This is a genomic window from Thalassotalea euphylliae, assembly GCF_003390335.1.
Taxonomy (GTDB): Bacteria; Pseudomonadota; Gammaproteobacteria; order Enterobacterales; family Alteromonadaceae; genus Thalassotalea_F; species Thalassotalea_F euphylliae_B.
Map to the genome: position 1 here is coordinate 2,999,773 of NZ_QUOU01000001.1, position 25,183 is coordinate 3,024,955.

Genomic DNA, 25,183 nt, shown 5'->3' on the forward strand with positions numbered 1-25,183 from the left:
ATTAAGGAACATCCATGATTGCCAACTTTTCTTCTTTAAATTTTAACCTCGGTGAAACCGTTGACATGATCCGCGATCAGGTTAACGCCTTTGCCCGCGATGAAATTGCGCCGCGTGCTGCACAAATTGATATCGACAATGAATTTCCGATGGATTTGTGGCGTAAGTTTGGCGATCTCGGCTTATTGGGGATGACGGTTGAAGAAGAATATGGTGGCACAGGCTTAGGATATCTTGCCCATGTGGTTGCCATGCAAGAAATTAGTCGTGCGTCTGCATCCGTTGGCCTGAGCTACGGTGCCATGTCAAACCTGTGCTTAAACCAATTACGTAAAAACGGAAGTCACGAACAAAAACTAAAGTACCTACCCAAGCTGTGTAGTGGTGAGCATATCGGCGCATTGGCAATGTCTGAGCCAAATGCTGGCTCTGATGTAGTGAGCATGAAACTTTCTGCTAGAAAAGAGCAGAAAAACGGCCGAGATATTTACGTGTTAAACGGCAACAAAATGTGGATCACCAATGGGCCCGATGCACATGTTTATATTATCTACGCGAAAACCGATGTCACTGCCGGCTCGAAAGGCATAACCGCCTTTATAGTCGAGCGTGATTTTCCCGGCTTTAGTCGCCATCAAAAACTCGACAAGCTAGGCATGCGCGGCTCAAACACCTGTGAGCTAGTGTTTGAGAACTGTGAAGTACCGGTTGAAAATGTGCTTGGCGCAGAGGGCAAAGGCGTTGGCGTATTAATGTCGGGCCTAGATTACGAGCGCGTTGTCCTTTCTGGTGGGCCATTAGGCATTATGGACGCCTGCATGGATCTCGTTGTGCCTTATATTCATGATCGCCAGCAATTTGGCCAATCCATCGGTGAATTCCAGCTAGTACAAGGCAAAGTCGCCGATATGTACACTCAAATGAATGCAGCTAAGTCGTATCTTTATATGGTGGCACAAGCATGCGATCGCGGTGAAACCACCCGCAAAGATGCCGCTGGCGTGATCCTTTATTCGGCAGAGCTGGCCACTAAAATGGCACTTGATGCCATTCAGCTATTAGGCGGCAACGGTTACATCAATGAATTCCCAGCTGGTCGACTATTACGTGATGCCAAACTTTATGAAATTGGCGCTGGTACTTCAGAAATTCGCCGCATGCTAATTGGCCGCGAACTGTTTAACGAAAGCAAGTAGGCAGTTTGTTAGCGTATAAGTAAAGGCACAATTTATGGCAAAGATTCAATCAAAAATAAATGCGCGCAGTCAGGAGTTTCTTGATAACGCAGCGCATATGCAGCAGCAAGTTGACGATCTCAATGCAACCATTGCTGATATTCAATTAGGTGGTGGCGAGAAGAGTCGCGAGCGTCATGTAGCGCGCGGTAAATTGCTACCACGAGAGCGCGTTTACCAGTTACTGGATGCAGGTTCGCCTTTTTTAGAGCTGTCGCAATTGGCAGCTCATCAAGTTTACGATGACCATGTACCAGCCGCTGGTATTATTACCGGTATCGGCCGTGTCGGAGGTCAGGAATGTGTGATTGTCGCTAATGACGCCACGGTAAAAGGCGGCACTTACTACCCGCTCACGGTAAAAAAACACCTCCGCGCTCAAACCATTGCCCAAGAAAACAACCTGCCTTGTATTTACTTGGTGGACTCTGGCGGTGCCAATCTGCCTAACCAAGATGAAGTGTTTCCTGATCGCGAACACTTTGGCCGTATCTTCTTTAATCAAGCCAATATGTCGGCACAGAATATTCCGCAAATTGCCGTGGTCATGGGCTCTTGTACTGCTGGTGGTGCCTACGTGCCGGCCATGGCAGATGAGTCGATTATCGTTAAAGAGCAAGGCACTATTTTCCTCGCGGGCCCGCCATTGGTAAAAGCCGCTACAGGGGAAGTGGTCAGTGCTGAAGAGTTAGGCGGCGCAGATGTACATTGCCGCACCTCCGGTGTTGCCGATCATTATGCGCAAAACGATCATCACGCTTTGTCATTAGCACGCAGTGCCATCGCTAACCTGAATCGCGTTAAGCCAATGCAGTTAAGTGTCAAAAAAGTCAGCGCGCCTGCTTATGACCCACAAGAAATTTACGGCATCGTACCTAAAGATGCACGCCAATCGTACGATGTTCGCGAAGTTATCGCTCGTATCGTCGATGGCAGTGAGTTTGATGAATTTAAAGCATTATACGGCACCACCTTAGTGTGTGGTTTTGCCCATATCTTTGGCTATCCGGTCGGCATAGTTGCCAACAACGGGATTTTATTTGGCGAGTCAGCACAAAAAGGTGCGCATTTTGTCGAGCTTTGTGCTCAGCGAAAAATTCCCCTAGTATTTTTACAAAACATCACCGGCTTTATGGTTGGCCAGCAATATGAAGCGGGCGGTATCGCCAAGCACGGCGCGAAAATGGTGACCGCTGTGGCTTGTGCGCAAGTCCCTAAATTTACCGTACTAATTGGCGGTAGCTTCGGTGCTGGTAATTATGGTATGTGTGGCCGTGCTTACGACCCACGCTTTTTGTTTATGTGGCCGAATGCACGTATTTCGGTGATGGGAGGCGAGCAAGCTGCTGGCGTTTTAGCACAAGTCAAGTCAGATCAACTGGCCAAACGCGGCGAAAGCTGGAGTGACGAGCAAGCCGCCGAATTTAAGCAACCGATCATCGATAATTACGAACACCAAGGTCACCCTTATTACGCTTCGGCGCGACTTTGGGATGACGGTGTGATTGATCCTGCCGATACGCGCCAAGTGCTAGGTTTAGCCATTTCGGCGTCGCTAAATAAACCCATCGAAGAAACACGCTTTGGCGTGTTCAGAATGTAGGAGTTGATGATGAACTCAGTAAGCTCTTCAGCCACAGCTAGCGCTAACAACCCAATAACAGACAAGGTACTTTTTGCTATCGACAGCGATAGCAAAGGCCATGGTGTTGCAACGGTTACAGTTAATAATCCCGATAAGCATAACGCCTTTGACGATGACATTATCAGTCAGCTTACCCAAACCTTTAAAACCATTGCCGCAGACGAGTCGATTCGCGTCATGGTGTTGGCATCAACCGGGAAAAGCTTTTCAGCAGGCGCAGATCTAAGTTGGATGAAACGCATGGCATCCTACAATTATGAAGAAAACCTCAAAGACGCCAATGCCCTTGCCGACATGCTCTATACCTTAAACTTTATGCCACAAACTACCATCGCTCAAGTGCAAGGCGCAGCCTTTGGTGGTGCCGTCGGTTTGGCGAGCTGCTGCGATATGGTTGTAGCCAGTGACAAGGCAAGCTTTTGTTTAAGCGAAGTGAAACTTGGCCTTATTCCCGCCACCATTAGCCCTTATGTGGTAAGTGCTATCGGCTTAAAAGCGAGTCGCCGCTACTTCCAAACCGCAGAGCGCTTTAGCGCAGCAAAAGCCCAACAACTAGGGCTAGTGGATGAAATCACCACGAGCGAACAGCTTAGCGCGCAAGTTCAACAAGTGATCACTACCCTGCTCGCCAATGGCCCTGATGCCGTTAAGCAAGCCAAACAACTGGCAATGGATGTCGCTGGCCGCCCCATCAACGACCAGCTGATTCAAGAAACCAGTCAGCGTATAGCTGCTATTCGCGTATCTCCAGAGGGACAAGAAGGGTTAACCGCCTTTTTCGATAAACGACCTGCCAACTGGCAATCAAGCTAGAAGGGCCTATCAGCAAATGACAAAAACAGCCCACAACTCTGCCAATGAAAGCTCAGTAAAAGTAAGCTCGGCCAAAATGTTTACCAAAATCCTGATTGCCAATCGCGGTGAAATTGCCTGCCGCATCATTAAAACCGCCCGTAAAATGGGGATTGCAACCGTCGCAGTTTATTCAGATGCCGATCAAAACGCCTTACACGTTAATATGGCCGATGAAGCGGTTTATTTGGGGGGGGCACCGTCAAAAGAGAGTTACTTAAAAGCTGATAAGGTGATTGCTGCCGCATTGCAAACAGGCGCACAAGCCATCCATCCCGGCTATGGATTTTTGTCGGAAAACGCAGAATTTTGCCGTCTTTGTGCCGAAAACCAGATCACCTTTATTGGCCCACCAAGTGAAGCCATTGAAGCCATGGGCTCAAAATCTGCCGCCAAAAACATTATGGAGCAAGCACAGGTGCCACTAGTGCCTGGTTATCACGGTGATGAACAATCTGAAGCAGTACTTAAACAAGCGGCTGACGAAATGGGTTATCCAGTGCTGCTCAAGGCAACCGCAGGTGGCGGTGGTAAAGGCATGCGCCAAGTCTGGTCGAGTGAAGAATTTAGCGATGGCCTCGCTGCCGCTAAACGTGAAGCAGCCGCTAGTTTTGGCGACGATACCATGCTGGTGGAAAAATACTTAACGCAACCACGTCACGTTGAAATTCAAGTGTTTTGCGACAATCACGACAATGCGGTGTACCTGTTTGAGCGCGATTGCTCGGTGCAGCGTCGTCACCAAAAGGTGATTGAAGAAGCGCCAGCTCCCCATATGAGTGAAACATTACGCGAACAAATGGGCCAAGCTGCAATTCAGTCAGCACAAGCCATTGGCTATCGCGGTGCGGGCACAGTGGAATTCTTACTGGACACACACCCAGGAACTGGTGAGCAAGCTTTCTATTTTATGGAAATGAATACCCGCTTGCAGGTGGAACATCCGGTAACTGAATACATCAGTGGTCAAGATCTAGTGGAATGGCAACTGCGTGTTGCCGCTGGCGAGCCACTACCGAAGCAGCAAGATGAATTAGCCATCAATGGTCATGCCTTTGAAGCGCGTATTTACGCGGAAGATCCAGCCAACGACTTTTTGCCAGCAACAGGCCAGCTAACATTTTTACAAACACCTCAAGAAAGCGAGCACGTTCGTATTGATACTGGCGTACTGCAAGGGGATGAAGTCAGTGTTTACTACGATCCTATGATTGCCAAACTGGTCGTGTGGGACGAATCTCGCGAAAAAGCGCTGCAACGGTTAAGCAAAGCACTAGCGGAATACCGTGTTAACGGCGTTACCACTAATATCGACTTCCTCTACAACCTAGCAACCAGCAAGCCCTTTGTTGATGCAGAGCTAGATACTGGCTTTATCGAAAAGCATCAAGCATTGATTTTTCATGAAGATCAGCAAAACCTGTCGCAAGAACTACCGATGGCGGCTTTGTACTTGTTACTCAAACAAGCACAAGACGCAAAGCATGTAGCAACCGCAAGCACAGATCCAAATTCTCCTTGGCATCAGGCGATTGGCTGGCGGCTTAATCAGCCAAGCCAAGTATCGCTGACACTTGCCCACTCGACCTTACATGGGGAGCAAATATTTGAAATTACCAGCGAGCAAAAGCTTAGCAGCAATGGTGATGTCACTTATCACATTCAAATTGGCGACAATCGCCACAACTGCCAAGGGCAAATTTGTGATAGCCAGTTAGATTTTATTATTGATGGCTATCGCGGCAGTGCGCAAATTGCGATTAACGAACATCAACAACCTCAACATAATCGCTCTCAAAATAAGCAAATCAGCCTGTTTCGCCCTAACGGCGTATTTAACTTTACTCAGGTATTACCAGATCTAGGTGAGAATGAGGCAGAGCATCAAACGGGCGGGTTATCGGCGCCGATGAATGGCACTATGGTCGCTGTGCTGGTCAATACAGGCGATACGGTTGTTAAAGATCAACCTTTGGTGATCATGGAGGCGATGAAAATGGAACATACCATTAAAGCGCCCAGTGACGGCACAGTAACGGGTGTGTTTTTTACTGCAAGCGATATGGTTGATGGCGGCGCTGAGCTATTAAGTTTTGAAGCCACAGCAATAGCAAACGCGGAGGACAGCTAATGGCGATGCCCTCAGCCGTTAAACTGGTCGAAGTTGGGCCACGTGATGGTCTGCAAAATGAAGCTAAGCTCATTAGTGCAGCCGATAAAATTGCGCTGATTGATCGCTTAACCGATGCTGGCCTAAGTTATATCGAAGCAGGCAGCTTTGTCTCCCCTAAATGGGTACCGCAAATGGCCACTTCAACTGAGGTTTGCCAAGGCATAGATAAAAAAGCAGGGGTCACTTACGCTGCCCTAACACCCAATTTTAAAGGTTTTGAAGCTGCGCTTACCGCAGGCGTAGAAGAAGTCGCGATTTTTGGCGCAGCCTCAGAAGCCTTTAGTCAAAAAAATATTAACTGCTCTATTAGCGAAAGTTTAGAGCGCTTTTCCCCAGTGGTAGCCAGCGCACAGTCACATGGCATCAAGGTTCGAGGCTATGTGTCTTGTGTGCTTGGCTGCCCTTATGAGGGCGAAATTGCACCGGAAAAAGTCGCTGATGTCGCTAAAACCTTAGTTGAGATGGGCTGCTATGAAGTTTCGCTTGGTGACACTATTGGTGTTGGCACGCCAGCCAGTGTTAAGCGCATGTTAACGGAAGTCACAAAGCAGGTTCCCATCAATAAACTTGCCGTCCACTTTCACGATACCTATGGCCAAGCACTGGCTAATATTTATTGCGCATTGCAGCTGGGCATCAGTGTGATTGACAGCTCTGTTGGTGGGCTGGGTGGATGCCCTTATGCTGAAGGCGCTTCTGGTAATGTCGCCACCGAAGATGTGCTTTATCTGCTTAATGGACATGGCATTAGCACAGGCGTTGATCTCGATAAATTAATTGAAACCAGTTGGTTTATCAGTGACAAACTGGGTCGACCGCCAATGTCAAAAGTGGCCAATGCGATGGCAAGCCAACGATAAACAAGCAATAAAAACATACAACAATCACGTACAAAAGTTACGTACAAAAAACACAACAAGCGTTAAAAATGGGGGCACAATAATGATGAGGTTTGACTATGGCTGGATTTGATAAAGTCGTCGCTAGCTACCAAGAAGCGTTAGCGGATCTAACCGATAACATGACCGTAATTGCTGGTGGTTTTGGCCTGTGTGGCATTCCAGAAAACCTAATCGCCGAGATAAAACGCAAAGGCACTAAAGGCTTAACCGTCGTTTCAAATAACTGTGGTGTTGATGATTTTGGTTTGGGCATTTTATTACCCGAGCGCCAAATTAAGAAAATTATTGCCTCTTACGTTGGTGAAAATGCGGAATTTGAACGGCAAATGATGTCGGGCGAACTTGAGGTGGAGCTAACACCACAAGGCACCTTGGCAGAAAAAATGCGTGCTGGTGGTGCTGGCATTCCTGCATTTTTTACCGCAACTGGCTATGGTACACCCGTAGCAGAAGGCAAAGAAGAGCGTGAATTTAATGGCCGCCACTATATTTTAGAAGAGGCCATTAAAGGGGACTTTGCCATCGTTAAAGCGTGGAAAGCCGATCGATACGGTAACTTAGTGTTTCGTAAAACCGCACGTAACTTTAACCCGATGGCAGCAACGGCTGGCAAAATTACCGTGGTTGAAGTGGAAGAAATTGTTGAGCCAGGCGAGCTCGATCCCGATCAAATCCACACCCCGGGGATTTATGTTGACCGCCTGATCCAAGGCAGTTTTGAAAAACGCATTGAGCAGCGCACTGTTCGCCCCGCTCAGTCAACTGACTCATAAGCGCGCATAAGGAGCACATCATGGCATTATCACGTGAACAAATTGCAATGCGCGTTGCGCAAGAATTAAAAGACGGTTACTACGTTAACCTAGGTATTGGCATCCCTACCCTAGTCGCTAACTATGTGCCAGCAGGCATGGAAGTGATGCTGCAATCAGAAAACGGCCTACTTGGTATGGGGCAATTTCCCACCGAAGATGAGTTAGACGCTGATATGATCAACGCAGGCAAGCAAACGGTAACGGCAATCACTGGTGCGTCTATTTTTGACTCGGCGGAATCATTTGCCATGATCCGCGGTGGTCATGTTGATTTAACGGTTTTAGGCGCTTTTGAAGTAGATATAAACGGCAATATTGCCTCATATATGATCCCCGGTAAGCTGATTAAAGGTATGGGTGGTGCAATGGATTTAGTCGCCGGCGCGGATAATATTATTGTCACCATGACCCATGCGTCAAAGCATGGTGAGTCAAAGTTACTGCCTGAATGCACCCTGCCCTTAACCGGTAAAGGTTGTATCAAAAAGGTGCTAACAGATCTGGCCTTTTTGGAAATAAAAGACAGTAAATTCCACTTGCTTGAACGCGCCCCCGGCGTTTCGGTAGCAGAAATTGTTAAGCTCACTGCTGGTGAATTGATGGTACCTGAGCACGTGCCTGAAATGCAGTTTTAGTTTTCGGTTGAACTAGTGAAATTGCGAAATAGTTAAGCCAAAAACCTTAATGCAACCACCTGTGATGGCAAGTCATTTAGTACATGCCTTTGCCATTATGGGCGTTTAACCCATAAATTCTTCCCCCACCCCTCATATTCAAACTTTCGTCATCTCAACTACTGCCAACTTGTTCTTGATCAATATTTAGCCACAAAATGATAAGCGAGTTGTGCTTTTGCTTTATGCTAGTTGATAACAGCAATTTAGCACTGAGTTTGGATAAAGGAGTCTCCATGTATAACACCATTATTTGCGCTGTAGAGATAGGCGAAGAAGGTAATCAGCTACTGGCAAAAGCACAACAGATGGCAGAAAAGTTTGATAGTAAGCTCGTAGCGATCAACGTGTTACCTTATGACCTGTTACCGAAAAACTATCAAAAAGAACTTGAAGAAAAAGCGATTCCTGCCTTTGGCAAGATGGTATCAAGCTTTGGTCTTTCGGATAAAAACTGGTTAGTCAAAGTAGGTAAACCTTACGAAATTATTTGCAATTTAGCAGAGAAAGAAAAAGCCGATTTGATCATGTTAGGGACGCACTCTAAAAAGGGTCTGCGCTCACTGCTTGGCTCAACCGCAACGGCAGTATCAAATCATGCCAACTGCGATGTAACTCTGGTGAGAATTTAGATAACAGCAGCTCGCAACACTTTGCAATGATGAATATGAGTGTTCACGAACTTGGCAGCCAATGAATCAAAATATCCATATTATTAATTCGATAGCGCATGTGCAGGCGCTCACCGTCTTCTAATCTTAACTCGAGTGGCACAGTCTGCTGACCTGTAAAGCTTGGATCTGTGCTAGTTAAGATCGCAATATAATAACCGCCGTTTTGATAGCTGGTCGTTCCTTGATACTGATAGCGCGCCATATTGCCCCAGCCATCAATAATCATGAAGTCTGTTAACCAATCATACTCTCTGCTGCTTCGCCGGCTAAACCGAATAGAGCCATTAACATTGCTGCTTAGGTCTACGCCATTTTCTGAGTAGTCGTCTAATTCCCATAAGCCCGAAGGAAAATAAATCGTTGAAGGAGGAACTGCTGGTGTGGAGTCAATAAATTGCGGCTGTTCACTTGCCTGTTCACCAGCGAATTGACTATCTCTAAAAGTATCTTCCGTATTGTTGAATTCAGCATTGCCGTCTTCATTACCATTTAGTTCAATGGCATCCGTCAAGTGCTCTGGCTTAGATAAGCCAACAATTGGCTCTTCCTGATTTTCACCTGATACACCGTTACTCGGCAGTATACGAGGTACAAGCAACAAACCAATTCCTAGTACAACCAAAATAATGGAAGGATTGCTTACATTCACCTTGATACCAAACCCTTCGACGTTATTTTGATTGGTACTCTCTTTTTTACCAATGGCAAACATGACTAAGCCAACAACAATTAACAAAACGCCAACCAGCATTACGATATTGTCAAAAAATTCCATAATCTGAGAGTGCCTCACGCTTATTTGCTACCTGTAATTATAGACAGATATTGTCACCGCGCGACTGGCGAATAGATATGTATAGCCCTTGAGATGAATAATAACCATTCATATCGACGCACGCTTTTCAACCGCCTTTGTTGCAAAATGTAATTGAATTTGATACTAATGACGGTGACAAAGAAAAGGCAAAGTATGCGAAAGCATGCCACGCAAAGCCACCGGTCTAAGGGCCTAACGCGAGAGTTTAGTGTTAGCTTGGTGATTAACGCTTGTATTGTCGACAACTGCGCTCGCTAATTTGAGTTAGTTACAAGGATGCAGCACTTGGGCAGAGAAGGAGTCGCCGCCCCCTAATTCAACTTACAGCATCAAGATTCAGTTTAAGCAATATACCAATTAATCATAAAGTTACCTTTAAATTTAACGTATTAGTCTATGACAGCGGAGTTACCTCATCAAAAGGGTACGTTCCAGTGGTTTTTTCTTTTTTTTAACACTCTACTTAGCTTTAAGGTTATTAAAAATGAAAAAATTATTACTAGTTTCTACCATCACAGCTTTAGCATTAACGTCTGTTGTTACAGCGCCAAAGGCTAACGCGAGCGATGTTGCACAAAGTTTATGTGAATACGTTGCTGCGGATGACAAAAAACGCATGCGTTCATTCTTAAAGTCGAACAAACTAAAAGTACGTAGTATTTTTTCGGGTGTTCAGTGTAATGGTCAGAACTTGTTGGAGTTTGCCGTAGCGAAAAATTCTGTGAAAACAGGCTCTATGATGATCAAAAAATTATCTAAGAAAGTTGTTTCTGCGAATTTAGCTTCACTACAGGCAGGATCGCAACCTTTAGTCGATGCTGCTAACGCGCGCGTTAGTAGTTAATTGTTAACTGGTAGACACTAGTAATAATGTTTTACTAGTTAATGGTTCTTATGTCGCTAAATTAAAAAGCCAGCGTTGTCGCTGGCTTTTTTTTGTGGAACGAGATAAAACAATTAGGAATACGCAGTAGTATGGAAGCGCTTAGTTAATGACACCTAAAAAAACCTATAAAGGCAGTAAAACTGCGTTATTGTTAACTGGCGGTGGCGCACGTGCCGCCTATCAAGTAGGTGTGCTATCAGCCATTGCTAAATTCGTACCACGCAATCACGGTATCCCATTTCCGATCCTATCGGGCACGTCAGCTGGTGCAATAAATACCACTGCCCTCGCCTGCTACGCATCTTGCTTTCATTTGGGTGTAAAAAAACTGGAATGGATATGGAAAAACCTGACTTGTGATCGCATTTATCGCACCAATACTTCTGCGGTTTTTAACAATATTTTCTCGGGCTTTGCTGCGGGTTTTCAGGCAGATTATGCGCTAAAAAAACCACGTAGTCTGCTTGATAACGCGCCTTTGCGCGACTTGCTCAATCAAGTCATTGATTTCAAGCGCATCGATAAAAATATTCTCAATCATTACTTATCATCTCTATCAATTACCGCTTCTAGCTACTCAAGTGGTGATTCGGTGACGTTTTATCAATCAGCTCGTAATATCACGCCTTGGGTGCGAGCCAAGCGGCTTAGTCAGGCGTGCCAAATTGACAGCGAACATTTAATGGCATCGGCTGCTATTCCCTTGGTATTCCCATCGGTCAAAATTCGCCACCAACACTATGGCGATGGCTCAATTCATCAATTATCACCGCTTAGCCCGCCGATTCACTTGGGTGCCAAGCGAATTTTTATTATTGGCGTTGAACAACCGAAACAGCCTGTTCACCCAATGGAGAACAACCCACACCCGCCAACGTTGGCCACGGTTGCCGGTCATATGCTGGATTCTGTTTTCTCAGACACACTGCAAAGTGATCTTGAACGCATGAATCGTATGAACAACACCTTAGCATTGATTGACCCTAAACTCAGAGCAAAGCACAGTGGGTTAAATCGCATTGACAGTTTCATGCTCAACCCTAGCCACGACTTTAATGCGCTAGCAGCTGAATATTATGACTATTTACCTATCGGTGTGCGCTTGATGTTACGCAGTGTCGGCGTGAAAAATGATCCCGAGGCCAGCTTGCTGAGCTACTTATTATTCGATAAGCATTATTGTCGTGAATTGATCAAATTGGGCTTTAACGATGCCATGGCCCAAGAGCAAGATATTCGCAATTTTTTGGCGCTAACGAACAAAAGCGAATGAACGAAAGCCAGTAAATGAAAGAAAATAAGCGAAAATAGTAAACAAAACAGAAGGCTAATAACTGCGTAGATTAAGCAACGACCCGCCCCCTCAAATAACAAAAACTTGAACGGGCGAGTGCTAAGCTGGATTAGTGCAATTAAGCCCCCACCTCTGTAACACCTTTTTTCAGAATAATATTGCCATATTTACGAGTTTCCCCCGTCATCACCACAGCAAAGGCTTTTTCAGCGCGCTGATAAAACGCGAAACGTTCGTTTTCCCCAATCACTGCATGCTCAGGTTGAAACTTGCTAAGTACAGCTAAGTAGTCTTTGGCAATCTGCGGATCAGCGTTATCGCCCGGCACGACTTGCATCATAATCGCTGGCGATTCAACGTACTGATCTAGCTGCATCAAGGGTAATATTGCGGCAAGTAAATCGGCCACGTTCAAACCATCGGCACGAATCACATTGGCATTGCAGCTATGTCCGGGAAAATGGGCATCGGCAAGGACAATTTCATCGCCGTGCCCCATTTTATACAAGGCCAACAGCAGCTCAGGGCTAATTAATTGACTGATATGATTGAGCATTAGTTCACCTCTAAAAAGTCGCGATGCGGTAACTCAGGAAATGGTGCAGTGGGCAATGTTTGATACCAAAATGCGACAGACGATATATCATCTTGCAGCGGTAAGTATCGTCGCTGTTCAACATCGCCGCCCCAGTTACCAAAATCACGCCAACCAAGGGCTTGAATATCCACTTTTAACGCTTGTTCAAAGCGAATTGGGTCAGGAATATGCCAGCGGTACATGCCAAATCTGTGTTGAGACTTATAAACACCATCAGGGCGCTGAACCTCTGGTACACCTGCATACGCTGTGGTGTATTCGGTGTAAGCGTTTGGGTGGCCTTCGACCGCGGTTCCAATATCGTAATTGTAAGAACCTAAAAAGTAGTCTTCGGTTCCCGTGCCGCAAATTGTTGGAAACTCACCATCATCGTCCATATAGAACTTAATCTCGCCTTCACCCCACCAGCCATTACTTTTAACGCCCCAAGTCATGTAAGTGCCAACATACTGACCTTGTCCTTGCACGCCATCGAGTAAAGTATGCAGCCCTTTGTACGGTACCGGGTTAGTGCGGCGAAACTGGGCGTGGAAATACGCACAATCGCTTGGTACTTGGGTTTCGGTATAATTAATTTGATAATAAACCACGACTTTTTGCAGCGGATCACGATTCTCAATCGTGATTTTTGCACTTTTTTGGTAAGGCATTTCCCAGAAACAGTTAAAGGCCAACCCCGGGTTAACTGACACAGGAAGTGAAGATACATGGGCATAATCTTCTAAGCCACAGCAGAAAAAGTCACCCAATGGCACCTCTACCGACGGCTGCGTTTGATCATCCCAATACATACGCAATATCAAATCACGCTTTTTTGGCCCTAATGTCGTCATCCATATTTGCTGAATCGCGCCACCTGTTTTGATATCAGCCAGCGTAAACGTATCTCCTGGTTCAACTTCAACGCAAGGTGATATCTTCCAACCTTGTCCTAAATCTCTACCGGGTATCGCCCCCATCCCCTCGGTTGCCATGCCGCCTTTGCCCGGCTCACCCGTAAAGTTCTCCGCCGAGATTGAGCGTGTTTTTGCTTTGGACAAGCGAGATAAGTTACCTAAATTCATGCCTAAGCCATTAAAACTTGTCATATCCTAACTCTCTATTCGTTGTGTTAGCCATTGTTGTAATATTTGTTGTTATTTATCTTGTATTTATTGAAGTTTTTATAATTTGCGATGTTCTATAACGAATCATCAGCGTATCTCTATGCACTTTCTGAGCGAATGAGTTGTAAACGTTCAGCGTTATCTTTGACCACCTCAGCAGTAAGTTTCATGCGGTGTAATATCGCTGCCGTTAGCACAAAACCAAATGCTGGAACGATAGTGAAGGTGAGTAAAATACCGTCTATCGTCTTGGCACTTTGAGCAACGCCACCGCTTTGATAGCCGTAAACAGCCAACAAGTAGGTTGCCAGCGCGCCGCCAATAGCCAGTCCAACTTTCAAGGCAAACAAAGTAAATGAAGAAATAAGGCCATCAAGGCGGCGTTTTTGCTCCAGCTCACCATAATCGGTCACTTCCGCCATGGTAGAGAAAATGAGTGGCGCCATCATTTGGTTGAAGAAACCCACAAAGAATTGAACCGCCATGATCATGACCAGCTGTCCCGCGGGAATAACGTAAGTAACGGCAGAGAGCACGGCGCTTACCAAACACAAGATCACCCAAGCCTGTTTTTTACACATCAGTTGCGTGACCTTATTCGCCAGTGCGCTCCCCAACATACCGCCAATCATCCACAGCGATAGAAACAGGGACACCATAGCTGCCGCGTTTTCCGCGTAATAAGTGAGGTAGTAAACCCCGGTTGTCGCTTTTACCGTTTGCGCTGTCACCATAATAAATACAGCGAAACCTAGCAGTCGCCACTGGTCATTACCGAAAACGCGCTTGATATCAGTTTTGAAGTCCTTTGAGCCACTATTTACTGGCTTAATTCGCTCTTTCGTTGAACCAACACAAATCACAAACAGCACAACGGACAGCACCGCCATCACCATCATTGCCTGCTGGTAGCCAAGCGCTTTATCGCCACCGCCAAGATAGTCAGCAAGCGGTATGACACCGGCTGTCACAATTAAGCCGCCGCCTGTTGCCGCGACAAAACGATATGAATTTAATGATACTCGTTCATTGGGGCAAGCAGTCATCACGCTACCCAAAGCAAAATAAGGAATATTGGTCGCGGTAAACAGCATCATTAACACAGCATAAGTGACGTATGCATAAATGGTTTTACCCTCTAGGCTAAGGTCTGGCACGGTAAACACCAGTACCGAAGCTAACGCATAAGGTACGCAAAGGAATAGCAAGAATGGGCGGTATTTGCCCCAACGCGACTGGTTACGGTCAACTATGATCCCCATCACAGGATCGGTGATCGCATCAAAAATTCGCACAAACAAGAAAATTGCGGTGACCGTTGCAGCGTCCAAGCCATAAACATCGGTGTAATAAAAGGCCAGTAAGAGTACAACGGACTGGTACACAAAATTACCCGCCATGTCGCCTAAGCTAAACCCGACTTTCTCGCTTATCGTTAGTTTATTCGACATTTGCTCCCCACTTATTTTATACACTATTGTTTTTATTATTTTTTATCGCAAGATGTATGATAGTACTTTTGGGCGTGCCCTAATTAACTTCTAAAAAATCTCGGTCTGGCAACGCGGGAAATGGCTTAGACGGTAGCGTCTGATACCAAAATGACACAGAGGCGATATCGTCTTGCAGTGGCAAATAGCGACGTTGTTCGTAATCTCCCCCCCAGTTGCCATAATCACGCCACCCTAGCGCTTGAATATCAACCTTTAACTTGTGCTCAAAACGAATGGGATCGGTAATATGCCACCGGTACATACCAAAACGCTGCTGGGCGTTATAAACGCCGTCAGGCCGAATGACTTGAGGTAAGCCAGCATAAGCTGTTGTGTATTCGGTATAAGCGCTTGGCTCTCTTGAGTCGACTGCCCCCACGTCAAAGTTATATGCCCCTAAAAAATAGTCTTCTGTACCCGTACCGCAAATGGTGGGGAATGCGTTATCTTCATCAATATAGAATTTAATTTCGCCCTCACCCCACCAGCCACAATTGTTGACGCCCCATGCCATGTAAGTACCAACATAGTGGCCTTTACCTTCAATGCCCTCTAACAAGGTATGTAAACCTTTGTATGGAACTGGGTTCGTGCGCCGAAACTGGGCATGAAAATATGCACAGTGCTCAGCAACCTCAGTTTCAACATAGTTAATTTGATAATAAATAATCGCTTGTTGTAGCGGATCTCTATTTTCGAGCGTAATGCGCGCATTTTTTCGGTACGGCATTTCCCAGAAGCAGTTGAATGCGTAGGCAGGATTGACTGAGACAACAAGTGAATCAACATGAGCGTACTGCTGCCAACCACAGCAAAAAAAGTCCCCTAAAGGCACTTCTACCGAAGGCGTTTGCTGATCATCCCAGTACATGCGTAGAATTAAATCGCGATGTTTAACGCCAAACGCCGTTAGCCAAATTTGCTGAATTGCGCCTGGGGTTTTAATGTTCGCTAAATCAAAGTGCTGACCCGGTTCAATTTCTATCGACGGAGAAACTTTCCAGCCTTGTCCTAAATCACGTGCACAGCCTTTACCTGTGCCTTCTGTTGCCATGCCGCCTTTGCCAGCTTCGCCAGTAAGGTTTTCTGGCGAAATCGAGCGACTTTTCGCATCAGACAGCCAAGATAAATTCGCAACCGAAACCCCTAAACCATTAAATTTATTATTGTAGTTATTCATATGCACACTCATTTTTCGCATTGCCCATTCTCAGCGTTTGCAGGCGTTGCTCGTTTTCGACAACCGTTGTTCTGTCGAGTTTGATCTTACTGATGATAAGACCTGTGATCACAAAGCCCACAGCAGGAGCCAGTGTAAATATCAGTAAAATGCCTGAAATAGTTTCTTGAGTTTGCGCGACCCCGCCACTTTGATAGCCGTAAAAAGCGAGAAAATAAGTCGCCAAAGCACCACCCACCGCTAAACCCACTTTCAACATAAACAAGGTAAACGAAGCGATCAGGCCATCTTGGCGAGACTTGTTTTTAAGCTCACCATAATCGGTAACCTCAGCCATCGTCGATGTAATTAGCGGCGCCATCATTTGATTGAAGAAACCAACAAAAAACTGCATCACCAAAATCATCATCATTGCACTGGCGGAAATAAAGTAAGTCAGTGCCGATAACGCCGCACTGATAAAGCACAGCATCACCCAAGCGTTGCGCTTGCACATTAATTGAGTCAACTTATTCGACAGTGAGCTGCCAAACATACCACCTATCATCCACACAGATAAAAACAGCGAAAGCGCGATACCGGCATCTTTTGCGTAATAGTTGATGTAGTAGGCAAACAAGGTGCCTTTGATGGTTTGAGAGGTCACTAGCACCAGTACCGACAGACCGAGCAAACGCCATTGATCGTTTTTCAGGACTTGCTTGATTTCTTTTTTTGCGTCGCGATTTTCATCAATTAGCGGTTCAACCCGCTCTTTTGTCGTAGCCACACATATCATAAATAAGATTACCGACAATACCGCCATCACTATCATGGCTTGTTGGTAGCCGACAGCTTTGTCACCAGCCCCCAGAATATCGGCGAGTGGCAAGACACAAGCGGCAACAATTAAACCGCCACCTGTCGCAGCGACAAAACGGTAAGAGTTTAGTGAGATGCGTTCACTGACAGAGGAAGTCATGACGCTGCCCAAGCCAAAATAGGGAATATTGGTGGCAGTAAATAGCAACATCAGTAGCGCATAAGTGACATAAGCGTAAATGATTTTACCTTGCTCGGAAAAATCAGGAACGGTAAAAACTAATACCGAGGCGACAGCATAAGGGACACATAAGAACATTAAAAAGGGTCGATACTTGCCCCATCGCGATTGATTCCTGTCAACCAGCACGCCAACTAACGGATCGGTTATGGCATCAAAAACTCGAACAAAGATAAAAATGCCAGTAACCGTTACAGCATCAAGCCCATACACATCGGTATAGTAGTAGGCCAATAACAAAACGACTGACTGGTAAACAAAGTTACCGGCCATATCACCCACACTAAAACCTATTTTCTCTTTAACACTTAATCGAACATCCATCTTCTTACATCTTTTGTGAGTTAACTGCTGCGAGTTAGCAAAGAACAATATAGAAAGAACAATATAAAAGTTATAAAAGGTTAGATAAACCCTATTCGCCACCTTGCAGTGACGAATATTGTTTTAATTTATCAGAAGGTTAGAGACTTCCGCGAATACCTAAAGAGAACCTAGGGCCGACATGTGACGTCGAGTAGAACTGACGCCCGCCCACTGGCAAGTCAACAAACACGCGCTGGTCTTCATCATTGAGGTTAATGGCACTAAAGACCACGGTCAGGTTTTCGTTCAAGTCATAACTTAGAGATGCGTCGAGTTGACCATATTCATCATTGACAAATTCTTGAGGCAGACCTGTGTTTACATCAACCAGATATTCATCGCGGTAGTTATACGACAAGCGCGCTTGGAACGGGCCCGCTTCATAGTAACCAGTAACGTTATAGCTCAAGTCAGAGACCCCAAAGAAGTTAACTGATTGCTCGGTGCCTGTACCCGGATCTGTAAAGGTTGCTTCACTGTCTACCGTTGAGATATTGGCAATGTAACCAAAACCCGATTCAAAGCCTTGCTGGATACCCACTTCAACGCCAGTGATATCACCTTCAGCGGCGTTTATTGGTGAAGTAAATACATCAACTGGCACAGTACCTACTGGCCCTTGGCCCGATGAGCCACCATTGTTAACGACACCAGTGACAGGTACTGGCGTACCGGCAATTTCCGTGATTGGGCCAATGGTAGAGCCTTGCACAACATAGTTGTCTAAGTCTTTTCTAAAGGCAGCGATGTAGAATGCGCTCGCATCACCAAAGTAGTATTCAAAGCCAATGTCAAAGTTAGTTGATTCGAATGGCTCTAGCTCTGGGTTACCACCAGATAAACCAAGTTGGAATCCATCTTCCTGCACATCGACTGGCGCATTGGCCGTGCCTGTTAACGAAGGTCTAAACGCATCTAATGGCGCTCGAGAAATGGTTTTACTCGCTGAAGCACGCACAAACATACCGTCAGCAACTTCCAATCGTAAATTGAAACTAGGTAGTACATTGGTGTAATCGTTTTCAAAGCTGATTGGCTGAGGGTCAACCGACTCAAGTAAATCAAACCCGTCTGTGCGGTTAGTGCCATTCAAATCAGTGATGATAAAGCTCGCGCTCTGGCCATCAACTTCAACATCTGTTTGCACATATCTTACGCCGATATCACCCGTTAATGGCATACCCGCAATTTCGGTGTCAATATTGGCTTGAATATAAGCGGCAAACACATCTTCTTTAACGGCAAAGCTACGAGTTGGACTAGCAACTGGGTCGCCAACCGCGTTGTTTATTCGGGCGATTAGTTCATTTTGCTCGGCTGTGCGATCACTATCGGGAATTGCCAGTAGCGTTGCACGCTGTCTCAGTACTTCTTCGGCAATTGCCGCATATACAGGGAATGGTAAGTTAGAATAGTCTATGTTCGAATCCCATTGACCATCAAGGAAGTTGCTCTGACCACGCTCAACACCGCCAACCACATCTGAGGCGAGCAGCGTAATACCCCCGTTGCTTCTGATATTTTGAATATCACCGCCGTTATCGCGGGTGGCGAGTTCTTTTTCTCTGGTTGAATAACGGATCCCCATTTCAATTGAGCTAAAGTAATCAGAGTCTAAGTCTCTAACAGCGTCAAATTTGAACGCGTGCTCGGTATCAATATTGTTGGCATTTCGCTGATCAAACCCAGTTAATACCCAATTTTCCAGATTACCTAAGTCTGCTACGGCGCCATCAGCTTGGTTTTGCTGACGAATAGTATAACCACCTAAATCAAGCTGTGTGTTAAACGCAAACGCACCATTGTCGGCATCCCAACGGGCGCGTTCAAAATCGTAAGAGCCTTCTGATTTTGAGTAGCTGGCATCAAAGCTTAGCGCCCAATTGGCGACATCAATGGCGTAGTTCGCACCAATGGCAAAAAGATCTTCATCGTTAATCTGCGTACCATTGGTGATCTCTGGTCGCGTGGTAGAATCAAGGTTAACCGCCGCGTCATTAATCACGGCATCACCTGCTTGTTGACTGCCATCAGGGTTTACCGGCCCCAAGTTAGAAATAGCGATTGGCAAAAAGATAAAGTTTTGGTGACCTTCTTCAATTTCTCGCTTACTAAATAAAGTATCTAAAACAAATTCCGACTTATCACCGGCCCATTGCAAGGTCGTGCCAAACGTGAAACGCTCACGCTCACCTTCAAAAACTTCCGCGTTATTGGATAGCGGTTGGTACACGCCACTGACATCACCAGTGCCATCATTATTGGTATCGATATTATCTGCGGCGCCAAAGATAGAAACGGGTAACCATAAGAAACTTCTTGAGAAGTCTTCGCGAATAGTGCGCTTTGAATAAGACGCTGTTGCTAAGAAGCCGACGTTGCTCTCATTTGACCAACTATACAAACCCGATAGACTTGGGTCAGTTTGTTCATTAAATTCGCGATACGTGCCTGTGGCAGAAAATGCCGCTTTATTGCCTAATGTTAAAGGACGCGCCGTTTTTGCATCAACAGAGCCGGCAATACCGCCTTCAATTTGATTAGCAGAGGCGGATTTCGCGACTTCAAGTGATGTCACAAGCTCGGAAGGTAAGATATCGAAGTTAGTCGCACGGCCAGCGGAAGTTGGGCTAACACCATTAAAAATAGGATCAACTGACTCTGTTGAACTTAATAGTGTACGGCCATTCATGGTGCCCTTAACAAAGTCTGCACCTAAGCCGCGAATCGAGATAAAATCACCTTCACCTCGGCTGCGCTCAATAGATACACCCGCAACACGCTGAAGTGCTTCCGCTACGTTATTGTCTGGTAATTTACCAACATCTTCTGCCGTAATCGCATCAACAAATCCACTTGCGTCTTGCTTAACCGACAAAGATTTCGCTAATGACGAGCGAATACCTCTAATTTCAATAATTTCGGTTTCAGAATCACTATTGGCTTGGCTACTACCGTCTTGAGCATAACTACTGCTAGATGCAATAGCCGTCATCCCCATTAGCACTAACGAAATAGCTTCACTCACTTTATTCTTGCGAATTGCCATGTTACTTCCCCGTTTTCTACTTGTTGTATGTAAGTTTGTAATACTCGTTTAATTTTTATTTTTTGTGTATGTAAAAATAATTTTCACATTTAAAAACCTACAGCCTAATATTCACCTCGTCAACCAAGAAAGTGTAAAAAACCACCGATTTAATAGTTAACCAATTGTTTTATATAAAAATATAGTTACAAAACTAAGCATGATTGGGAAGAATTTCCCTCTGGGTGGCATGAGAGCAGCCATGACTGGCCACAGTAATTGAGTAGCACCCACAAGCACGCGAGCCTCGCAGTTAAGCGAGAGAAAAACGACACACAGCTACTGCTCATAGGCAGATTGATTTGTCTGACGCTGCAACTAGTGCTTGCAAAGCGTGCTAATCGTTATCGCTGTAACCAAGCTGTGTGGAAATGCTCGCCGCGGCTTGAGCGATATAGCTTTTCGACTCCTCGAGCGTAATGGGATGAGAGCCATCAATGTAATCAACAAAGGGCACAACCAGCGCAGCCAGAATATCGCCTGAATTATCAAATACCGGATAACCAATATCCATGACCCCTTGTACTTGACGACTGCGGATAGCTTCGTGACCCGCTTTGACAATTTGTGATGAAATATTGGCAAAGCCATCAATATCGGGTTTAGGGTGATGCTCTGGAATACTTTGCATCATAAATTCAAATTGTTCGGCGCTAGCGTAAGACAAAAGGACATGACCTGAGCAGGTATTCATCAGCGGTGCAGTTGCCCCAAGTCGAACGCCAAAAGTACGTGATGATGGTGAGTCTTGCTGAGCAACGACATGCCCGCGCCCATCGAAGAAAGTCACTAAATGACAAGATTGCTCAATGGTAAAGGCCAAGCGTTTGAGCACCGGGCCTGCGACACTTGTTAAACGCTTTACCGGCGGGTAACGATTAGCTAAACCAAAAAGCTTTAACGACAAACGATAGCGATCAGACCCCTCGGACGTTTCGACATAACCACGCTGCTCTAATACCATCAGCATGCGAAATAACTCACCAACGGATTTATCGAGTTTCTCGGTTATTTGCGTCACTTTCAGCCCTTCCGGTTCTTGCGCAAGTAGCTCAATGATATCGAGTCCTTTTTCTAACGCTGGTGCTGAATATGTTTTCTTAGCTGCCATACCGTCTACCGCCCTGTTTTATTATCATTGTTATCTTCGATGAAGATATCTAACCCCTAGGGTGATTTCAAATATAAAACTAAAATTTATATTGACACTGGTGAATTTTCGCCCTAATTTCATATTTAAAATTTATTTTTATATTTAAACGAGGGCGCTATGACAGAGTCAAATAAGATCACGAGCTTAACGACGTACGATATTCGATTTCCGACTTCTGAAAACTTAGATGGCTCTGATGCTATCAATAAAGATCCAGATTATTCAGCAGCTTATGTAGAAATTACGGCCGAGCAAGGCAATAAAGGTTATGGTTTAGTATTCACCATTGGCCGTGGCAATGATATTTGTTGCCAAGCAATCGAAAGCATGCGTCATTTAGTGATTGGTTATGACTTCAACGACATTAAGGCGAATATTGCCGCCTTTTACGATTCACTCCGAGGCGACAGCCAACTGCGCTGGCTTGGGCCAGAAAAAGGCGTTATTCATATGGCTGCTGGTGCGATTGTCAACGCCGCTTGGGACATGTGGGCAAGGGATGCAGGCAAACCTTTATGGCGTTTATTGTCAGATATGACACCAGAAGAGTTTGTTAGCTGTTTAGACTTTCGATATGTCACCGATGTCCTCACCAAAGAAGAAGCACTAGCGATGGTGACGAAAAATCAGGCGACTAAGGCTGAGCGCATCAAATACATCGAAGATAACGGTTACCCGTCTTACACCACGTCGGCAGGCTGGCTAGGTTACAGTGATGAAAAGCTCGCCCGACTGGCCAAAGAAGCACTCGACCAAGGCTTTAAGCACATTAAACTCAAAGTGGGTGTCGACCTCAACGATGATATACGCCGCTGTTCAATTGCCCGAGAAGTCGTTGGCGACGAGGTTAAATTGATGATTGATGCGAATCAAAATTGGGAAGTTGACCAAGCCATTAAGTGGGTTAACCAACTAGCCGCAGCGAAACCTTGGTTTATTGAAGAGCCTACTAGCCCAGACGATATCTTCGGTCATAAGAAAATTCGCGAGAACATTGGTGATATCAAAGTCGCCACTGGCGAACATTGCCAAAATCGCATCATGTTCAAGCAATTTATTGCCAACGACGCGCTAGATATAGTGCAAATTGACTCCTGCCGCTTAGCAAGCGTTAACGAAATACTGACCGTTTATTTGATGGCTGCGAAATTCAATAAAGCGGTGTGCCCGCACGCAGGTGGCGTAGGTTTATGCGAATACGTGCAGCACCTGTCGATGATTGACTATGTACAAATTTCAGCAGACCTCACCGATCGCGTCGTTGAATTTGTCGATCACCTACATGAGCATTTTGAAGATCCGTGCAAAATTATCGACGGCGCTTATGCCGCGCCTCAGATGCCAGGTTATAGCATCAAAATGTTTGAAAATTCAATTGCGCAATATCAGTACCCAAATGGCTCCGAATGGCAAAAGCGCTTAGCTTAGTGTCAAGCGATTATAACCTTGGGTGGATAACTGACGGGTGACGGGCAATGAATAACGATGAGCGTTACATCGCTAACACTGAATAGTAATAGTCATCAATGAATAACAGAAAACAATCGCAATGAGGTTGCGCCAATGAATACAGCATTTGATAAACACTCAATGATCGCAGGCCAATGGGTGGAAGGTAAAGGGCAAACATTTGAGTCTTGGGATCCCAGCAAAAATCAAGCAATCGCGACCGTGAGCAGTTGTACAATAAGCGACATTAAGCATGCGTTGGCGGCAGCTGTTGACGCCAAAAAAGTGCTAGATACTAAATCAAGCGCTGATATCGCGAGCTTTTTACAGACACTCGCCGATGAAATTGAGGCACTAAAAGCTGATTTCATTCCCGTTGCGATGGCTGAAACTGGCTTACCGGAAGCGCGGCTACAAGGTGAAACAGGCAGAACCAGCGGCCAAATTCGGGCTTTCGCAACATTAGTGGCAGAAGGTAGCTGGCAACAAGCGTCGATAGATACTGCTGACGCCAAGCGCCAGCCTGTGCCTAAGCCAGATGTGCGAGCCATGAATATCAGCCTAGGGCCAGTTGCCGTATTTGGCGCATCAAATTTTCCATTTGCGTTCGGCACCTTAGGGGGGGACAGCGCCGCGGCACTCGCGGCAGGCAACCCAATTATTGTTAAAGGTCACCCGAGTCACCCACTGACCTCCCGTTATTTTGCCCAAGCGATGTTAAGCGCATTGGAAAAATCTGGTTTTCCGATGGGGACTTTTGCACTGTTACAAGGTAGTGGCCACGAACTTGGCAGTGAATTAGTTAAGCACCCAGACATCAAAGCCGTTGGCTTTACCGGTTCGCTAGGCGGTGGGCGCGCATTAATGGACATCGCCGCAAATCGGGATGAGCCAATCCCAGTTTATGCGGAAATGGGCAGCATCAACCCTGTATTTATAATGCCAGAAGCCTTGGCAAATCGCAGTGATGCTATTGCACAAGGACTTGCCAGCTCAATTGCGATGGGCTGCGGCCAATTTTGTACCTCTCCTGGGTTAATTGTCTGTTTGCAAAGCGAACTGCCACAATTGCTCGCTCAATACCTCAGCGAACAATCACCCGGCACTATGTTAAACCCGGGTATCGCCGATGCGATGCAAAGCGCATTAGCAAATCGCCAAAGCAATCACCAAGTCCAGTTTTTAACGGGTGGATTAAGTGATACACCACTCACGCCACCAGCGAGTTTAATGCAAATTCGTGCTGCCGACTTCCTGGCGAATGGTGAAGCCATTGCTGAATTTAGCGAAGAAATATTCGGCCCAGCGTCTTTAGTGGTGAGCTGTGAGTCAGTTGATGAATTACTCAACGTCGCTGAAAATTTATCCGGCAACTTAACGGCAACAATCCACGCTGACGATTACCAATCCACGCCTCTCACCCAATTGCTTACGCTATTAAAGCCACGTACAGGCAGAATTTTATTTAACGGTTACCCAACAGGCGTAGAGGTGTGCCAATCAATGCAGCACGGTGGCCCTTACCCTGCCTCGTCTTTTGCCCATGCGAGCAGTGTTGGCACTGCCGCCATTAATCGTTTCGTCAGTCGCAATGCTTACCAAAACTGGCCTGATGAACTGCTACCCGCAGAACTACAAAACGCCAATCCGCTCGGTATTTTACGTTTGGTCGATAACCACTACAGCCGCACAGCGCTGTAAGTGACTAAGACACAGGTTACTAAGGTATAAGCTAACAAGG

General features: G+C 45.9%; 20 protein-coding genes and 1 riboswitch. Of the genes, 12 read left to right on the plus strand and 8 right to left on the minus strand.

From position 1 onward, the window contains the following. The first annotated feature begins 14 nt into the window (after positions 1 to 14). From DXX93_RS13175 to DXX93_RS13210, 8 genes are all read left to right on the plus strand, one after another. The gene (locus tag DXX93_RS13175; RefSeq protein ID WP_116008503.1) at positions 15 to 1,196 is read left to right on the plus strand and encodes an isovaleryl-CoA dehydrogenase; all 1,182 of its coding nucleotides are present in this window, start codon (positions 15 to 17) and stop codon (positions 1,194 to 1,196) included. Between the two features lie 34 nt (positions 1,197 to 1,230). Then, positions 1,231 to 2,838: a carboxyl transferase domain-containing protein gene (locus DXX93_RS13180; protein ID WP_116008504.1), complete on the plus strand. Its 1,608-nt coding sequence runs from the start codon at positions 1,231 to 1,233 to the stop codon at positions 2,836 to 2,838. A gap of 9 nt (positions 2,839 to 2,847) precedes the next feature. After that, the gene (locus DXX93_RS13185) at positions 2,848 to 3,693 is read left to right on the plus strand and encodes an enoyl-CoA hydratase/isomerase family protein (RefSeq protein WP_181902224.1); all 846 of its coding nucleotides are present in this window, start codon (positions 2,848 to 2,850) and stop codon (positions 3,691 to 3,693) included. A 76-nt stretch (positions 3,694 to 3,769) separates the two neighbouring features. Further along, entirely contained in the window at positions 3,770 to 5,863 is a 2,094-nt protein-coding gene (locus DXX93_RS13190; protein WP_116009953.1) for an acetyl/propionyl/methylcrotonyl-CoA carboxylase subunit alpha, read from the plus strand. Continuing rightward, positions 5,863 to 6,765: a hydroxymethylglutaryl-CoA lyase gene (locus DXX93_RS13195; protein ID WP_116008505.1), complete on the plus strand. Its 903-nt coding sequence runs from the start codon at positions 5,863 to 5,865 to the stop codon at positions 6,763 to 6,765. Before DXX93_RS13190 ends, DXX93_RS13195 begins: the two co-directional genes overlap by 1 nt. 98 nt (positions 6,766 to 6,863) lie before the next feature. Beyond that, positions 6,864 to 7,580 carry a CoA transferase subunit A gene (locus DXX93_RS13200; RefSeq protein WP_116008506.1) on the plus strand — a complete coding sequence of 239 codons (717 nt, stop codon included), beginning with the start codon at positions 6,864 to 6,866 and terminating at the stop codon, positions 7,578 to 7,580. A gap of 20 nt (positions 7,581 to 7,600) precedes the next feature. After that, a complete protein-coding gene (locus tag DXX93_RS13205) occupies positions 7,601 to 8,257 on the plus strand; it encodes a 3-oxoacid CoA-transferase subunit B (protein WP_116008507.1) in 657 nt (218 codons plus the stop codon). A gap of 275 nt (positions 8,258 to 8,532) precedes the next feature. Continuing rightward, positions 8,533 to 8,928 (plus strand): universal stress protein, encoded by a 396-nt coding sequence (locus DXX93_RS13210; protein WP_116008508.1) that lies wholly within the window; start codon positions 8,533 to 8,535, stop codon positions 8,926 to 8,928. Positions 8,929 to 8,971: 43 nt separating this feature from the next. Here DXX93_RS13210 and DXX93_RS13215 read toward each other — a convergent pair whose 3' ends face one another. Further along, entirely contained in the window at positions 8,972 to 9,745 is a 774-nt protein-coding gene (locus DXX93_RS13215; RefSeq protein ID WP_116008509.1) for a hypothetical protein, read from the minus strand. 177 nt (positions 9,746 to 9,922) lie between these two features. Then, a riboswitch (cyclic di-GMP riboswitch) is annotated at positions 9,923 to 10,015 on the plus strand. A gap of 256 nt (positions 10,016 to 10,271) precedes the next feature. Here DXX93_RS13215 and DXX93_RS13220 point away from each other — a divergent pair. Continuing rightward, positions 10,272 to 10,631, plus strand: coding sequence for a DUF3718 domain-containing protein (locus DXX93_RS13220; protein ID WP_116008510.1), 360 nt, complete (start codon positions 10,272 to 10,274; stop codon positions 10,629 to 10,631). A 148-nt stretch (positions 10,632 to 10,779) separates the two neighbouring features. Then, complete coding sequence (locus DXX93_RS13225) at positions 10,780 to 11,946, plus strand: patatin-like phospholipase family protein (RefSeq protein WP_116008511.1); 1,167 nt, start codon at positions 10,780 to 10,782, stop codon at positions 11,944 to 11,946. 139 nt (positions 11,947 to 12,085) lie between these two features. Here the strand turns inward: DXX93_RS13225 and fucU are convergent, their stop codons facing one another. The 7 genes from fucU to DXX93_RS13260 form a co-directional block, all read right to left on the minus strand. Continuing rightward, positions 12,086 to 12,523 carry an L-fucose mutarotase gene (gene fucU / locus DXX93_RS13230; protein ID WP_116008512.1) on the minus strand — a complete coding sequence of 146 codons (438 nt, stop codon included), beginning with the start codon at positions 12,521 to 12,523 and terminating at the stop codon, positions 12,086 to 12,088. Then, positions 12,523 to 13,653, minus strand: coding sequence for a glycoside hydrolase family 172 protein (locus tag DXX93_RS13235; protein ID WP_116008513.1), 1,131 nt, complete (start codon positions 13,651 to 13,653; stop codon positions 12,523 to 12,525). The genes fucU and DXX93_RS13235 overlap by 1 nt, the downstream gene beginning before the upstream one ends. A gap of 116 nt (positions 13,654 to 13,769) precedes the next feature. After that, positions 13,770 to 15,122 (minus strand): MFS transporter, encoded by a 1,353-nt coding sequence (locus DXX93_RS13240; RefSeq protein WP_116008514.1) that lies wholly within the window; start codon positions 15,120 to 15,122, stop codon positions 13,770 to 13,772. A 79-nt stretch (positions 15,123 to 15,201) separates the two neighbouring features. Next, positions 15,202 to 16,344, minus strand: coding sequence for a glycoside hydrolase family 172 protein (locus tag DXX93_RS13245; protein ID WP_116009954.1), 1,143 nt, complete (start codon positions 16,342 to 16,344; stop codon positions 15,202 to 15,204). Beyond that, a complete protein-coding gene (locus tag DXX93_RS13250) occupies positions 16,337 to 17,710 on the minus strand; it encodes an MFS transporter (protein WP_116008515.1) in 1,374 nt (457 codons plus the stop codon). Before DXX93_RS13250 ends, DXX93_RS13245 begins: the two co-directional genes overlap by 8 nt. Before the next feature lie 139 nt (positions 17,711 to 17,849). Then, positions 17,850 to 20,801 carry a TonB-dependent receptor gene (locus DXX93_RS13255; protein WP_116008516.1) on the minus strand — a complete coding sequence of 984 codons (2,952 nt, stop codon included), beginning with the start codon at positions 20,799 to 20,801 and terminating at the stop codon, positions 17,850 to 17,852. Between the two features lie 376 nt (positions 20,802 to 21,177). After that, the gene (locus DXX93_RS13260) at positions 21,178 to 21,951 is read right to left on the minus strand and encodes an IclR family transcriptional regulator (protein WP_116008517.1); all 774 of its coding nucleotides are present in this window, start codon (positions 21,949 to 21,951) and stop codon (positions 21,178 to 21,180) included. Between the two features lie 159 nt (positions 21,952 to 22,110). On the opposite strand from DXX93_RS13260, the gene DXX93_RS13265 reads away from it, so the two are divergent. Both DXX93_RS13265 and DXX93_RS13270 read left to right on the plus strand, forming a co-directional pair. Beyond that, positions 22,111 to 23,421 (plus strand): L-fuconate dehydratase, encoded by a 1,311-nt coding sequence (locus DXX93_RS13265; protein WP_116008518.1) that lies wholly within the window; start codon positions 22,111 to 22,113, stop codon positions 23,419 to 23,421. A gap of 135 nt (positions 23,422 to 23,556) precedes the next feature. Further along, entirely contained in the window at positions 23,557 to 25,143 is a 1,587-nt protein-coding gene (locus DXX93_RS13270; RefSeq protein WP_220347571.1) for an aldehyde dehydrogenase (NADP(+)), read from the plus strand. Positions 25,144 to 25,183: the final 40 nt, after the last annotated feature.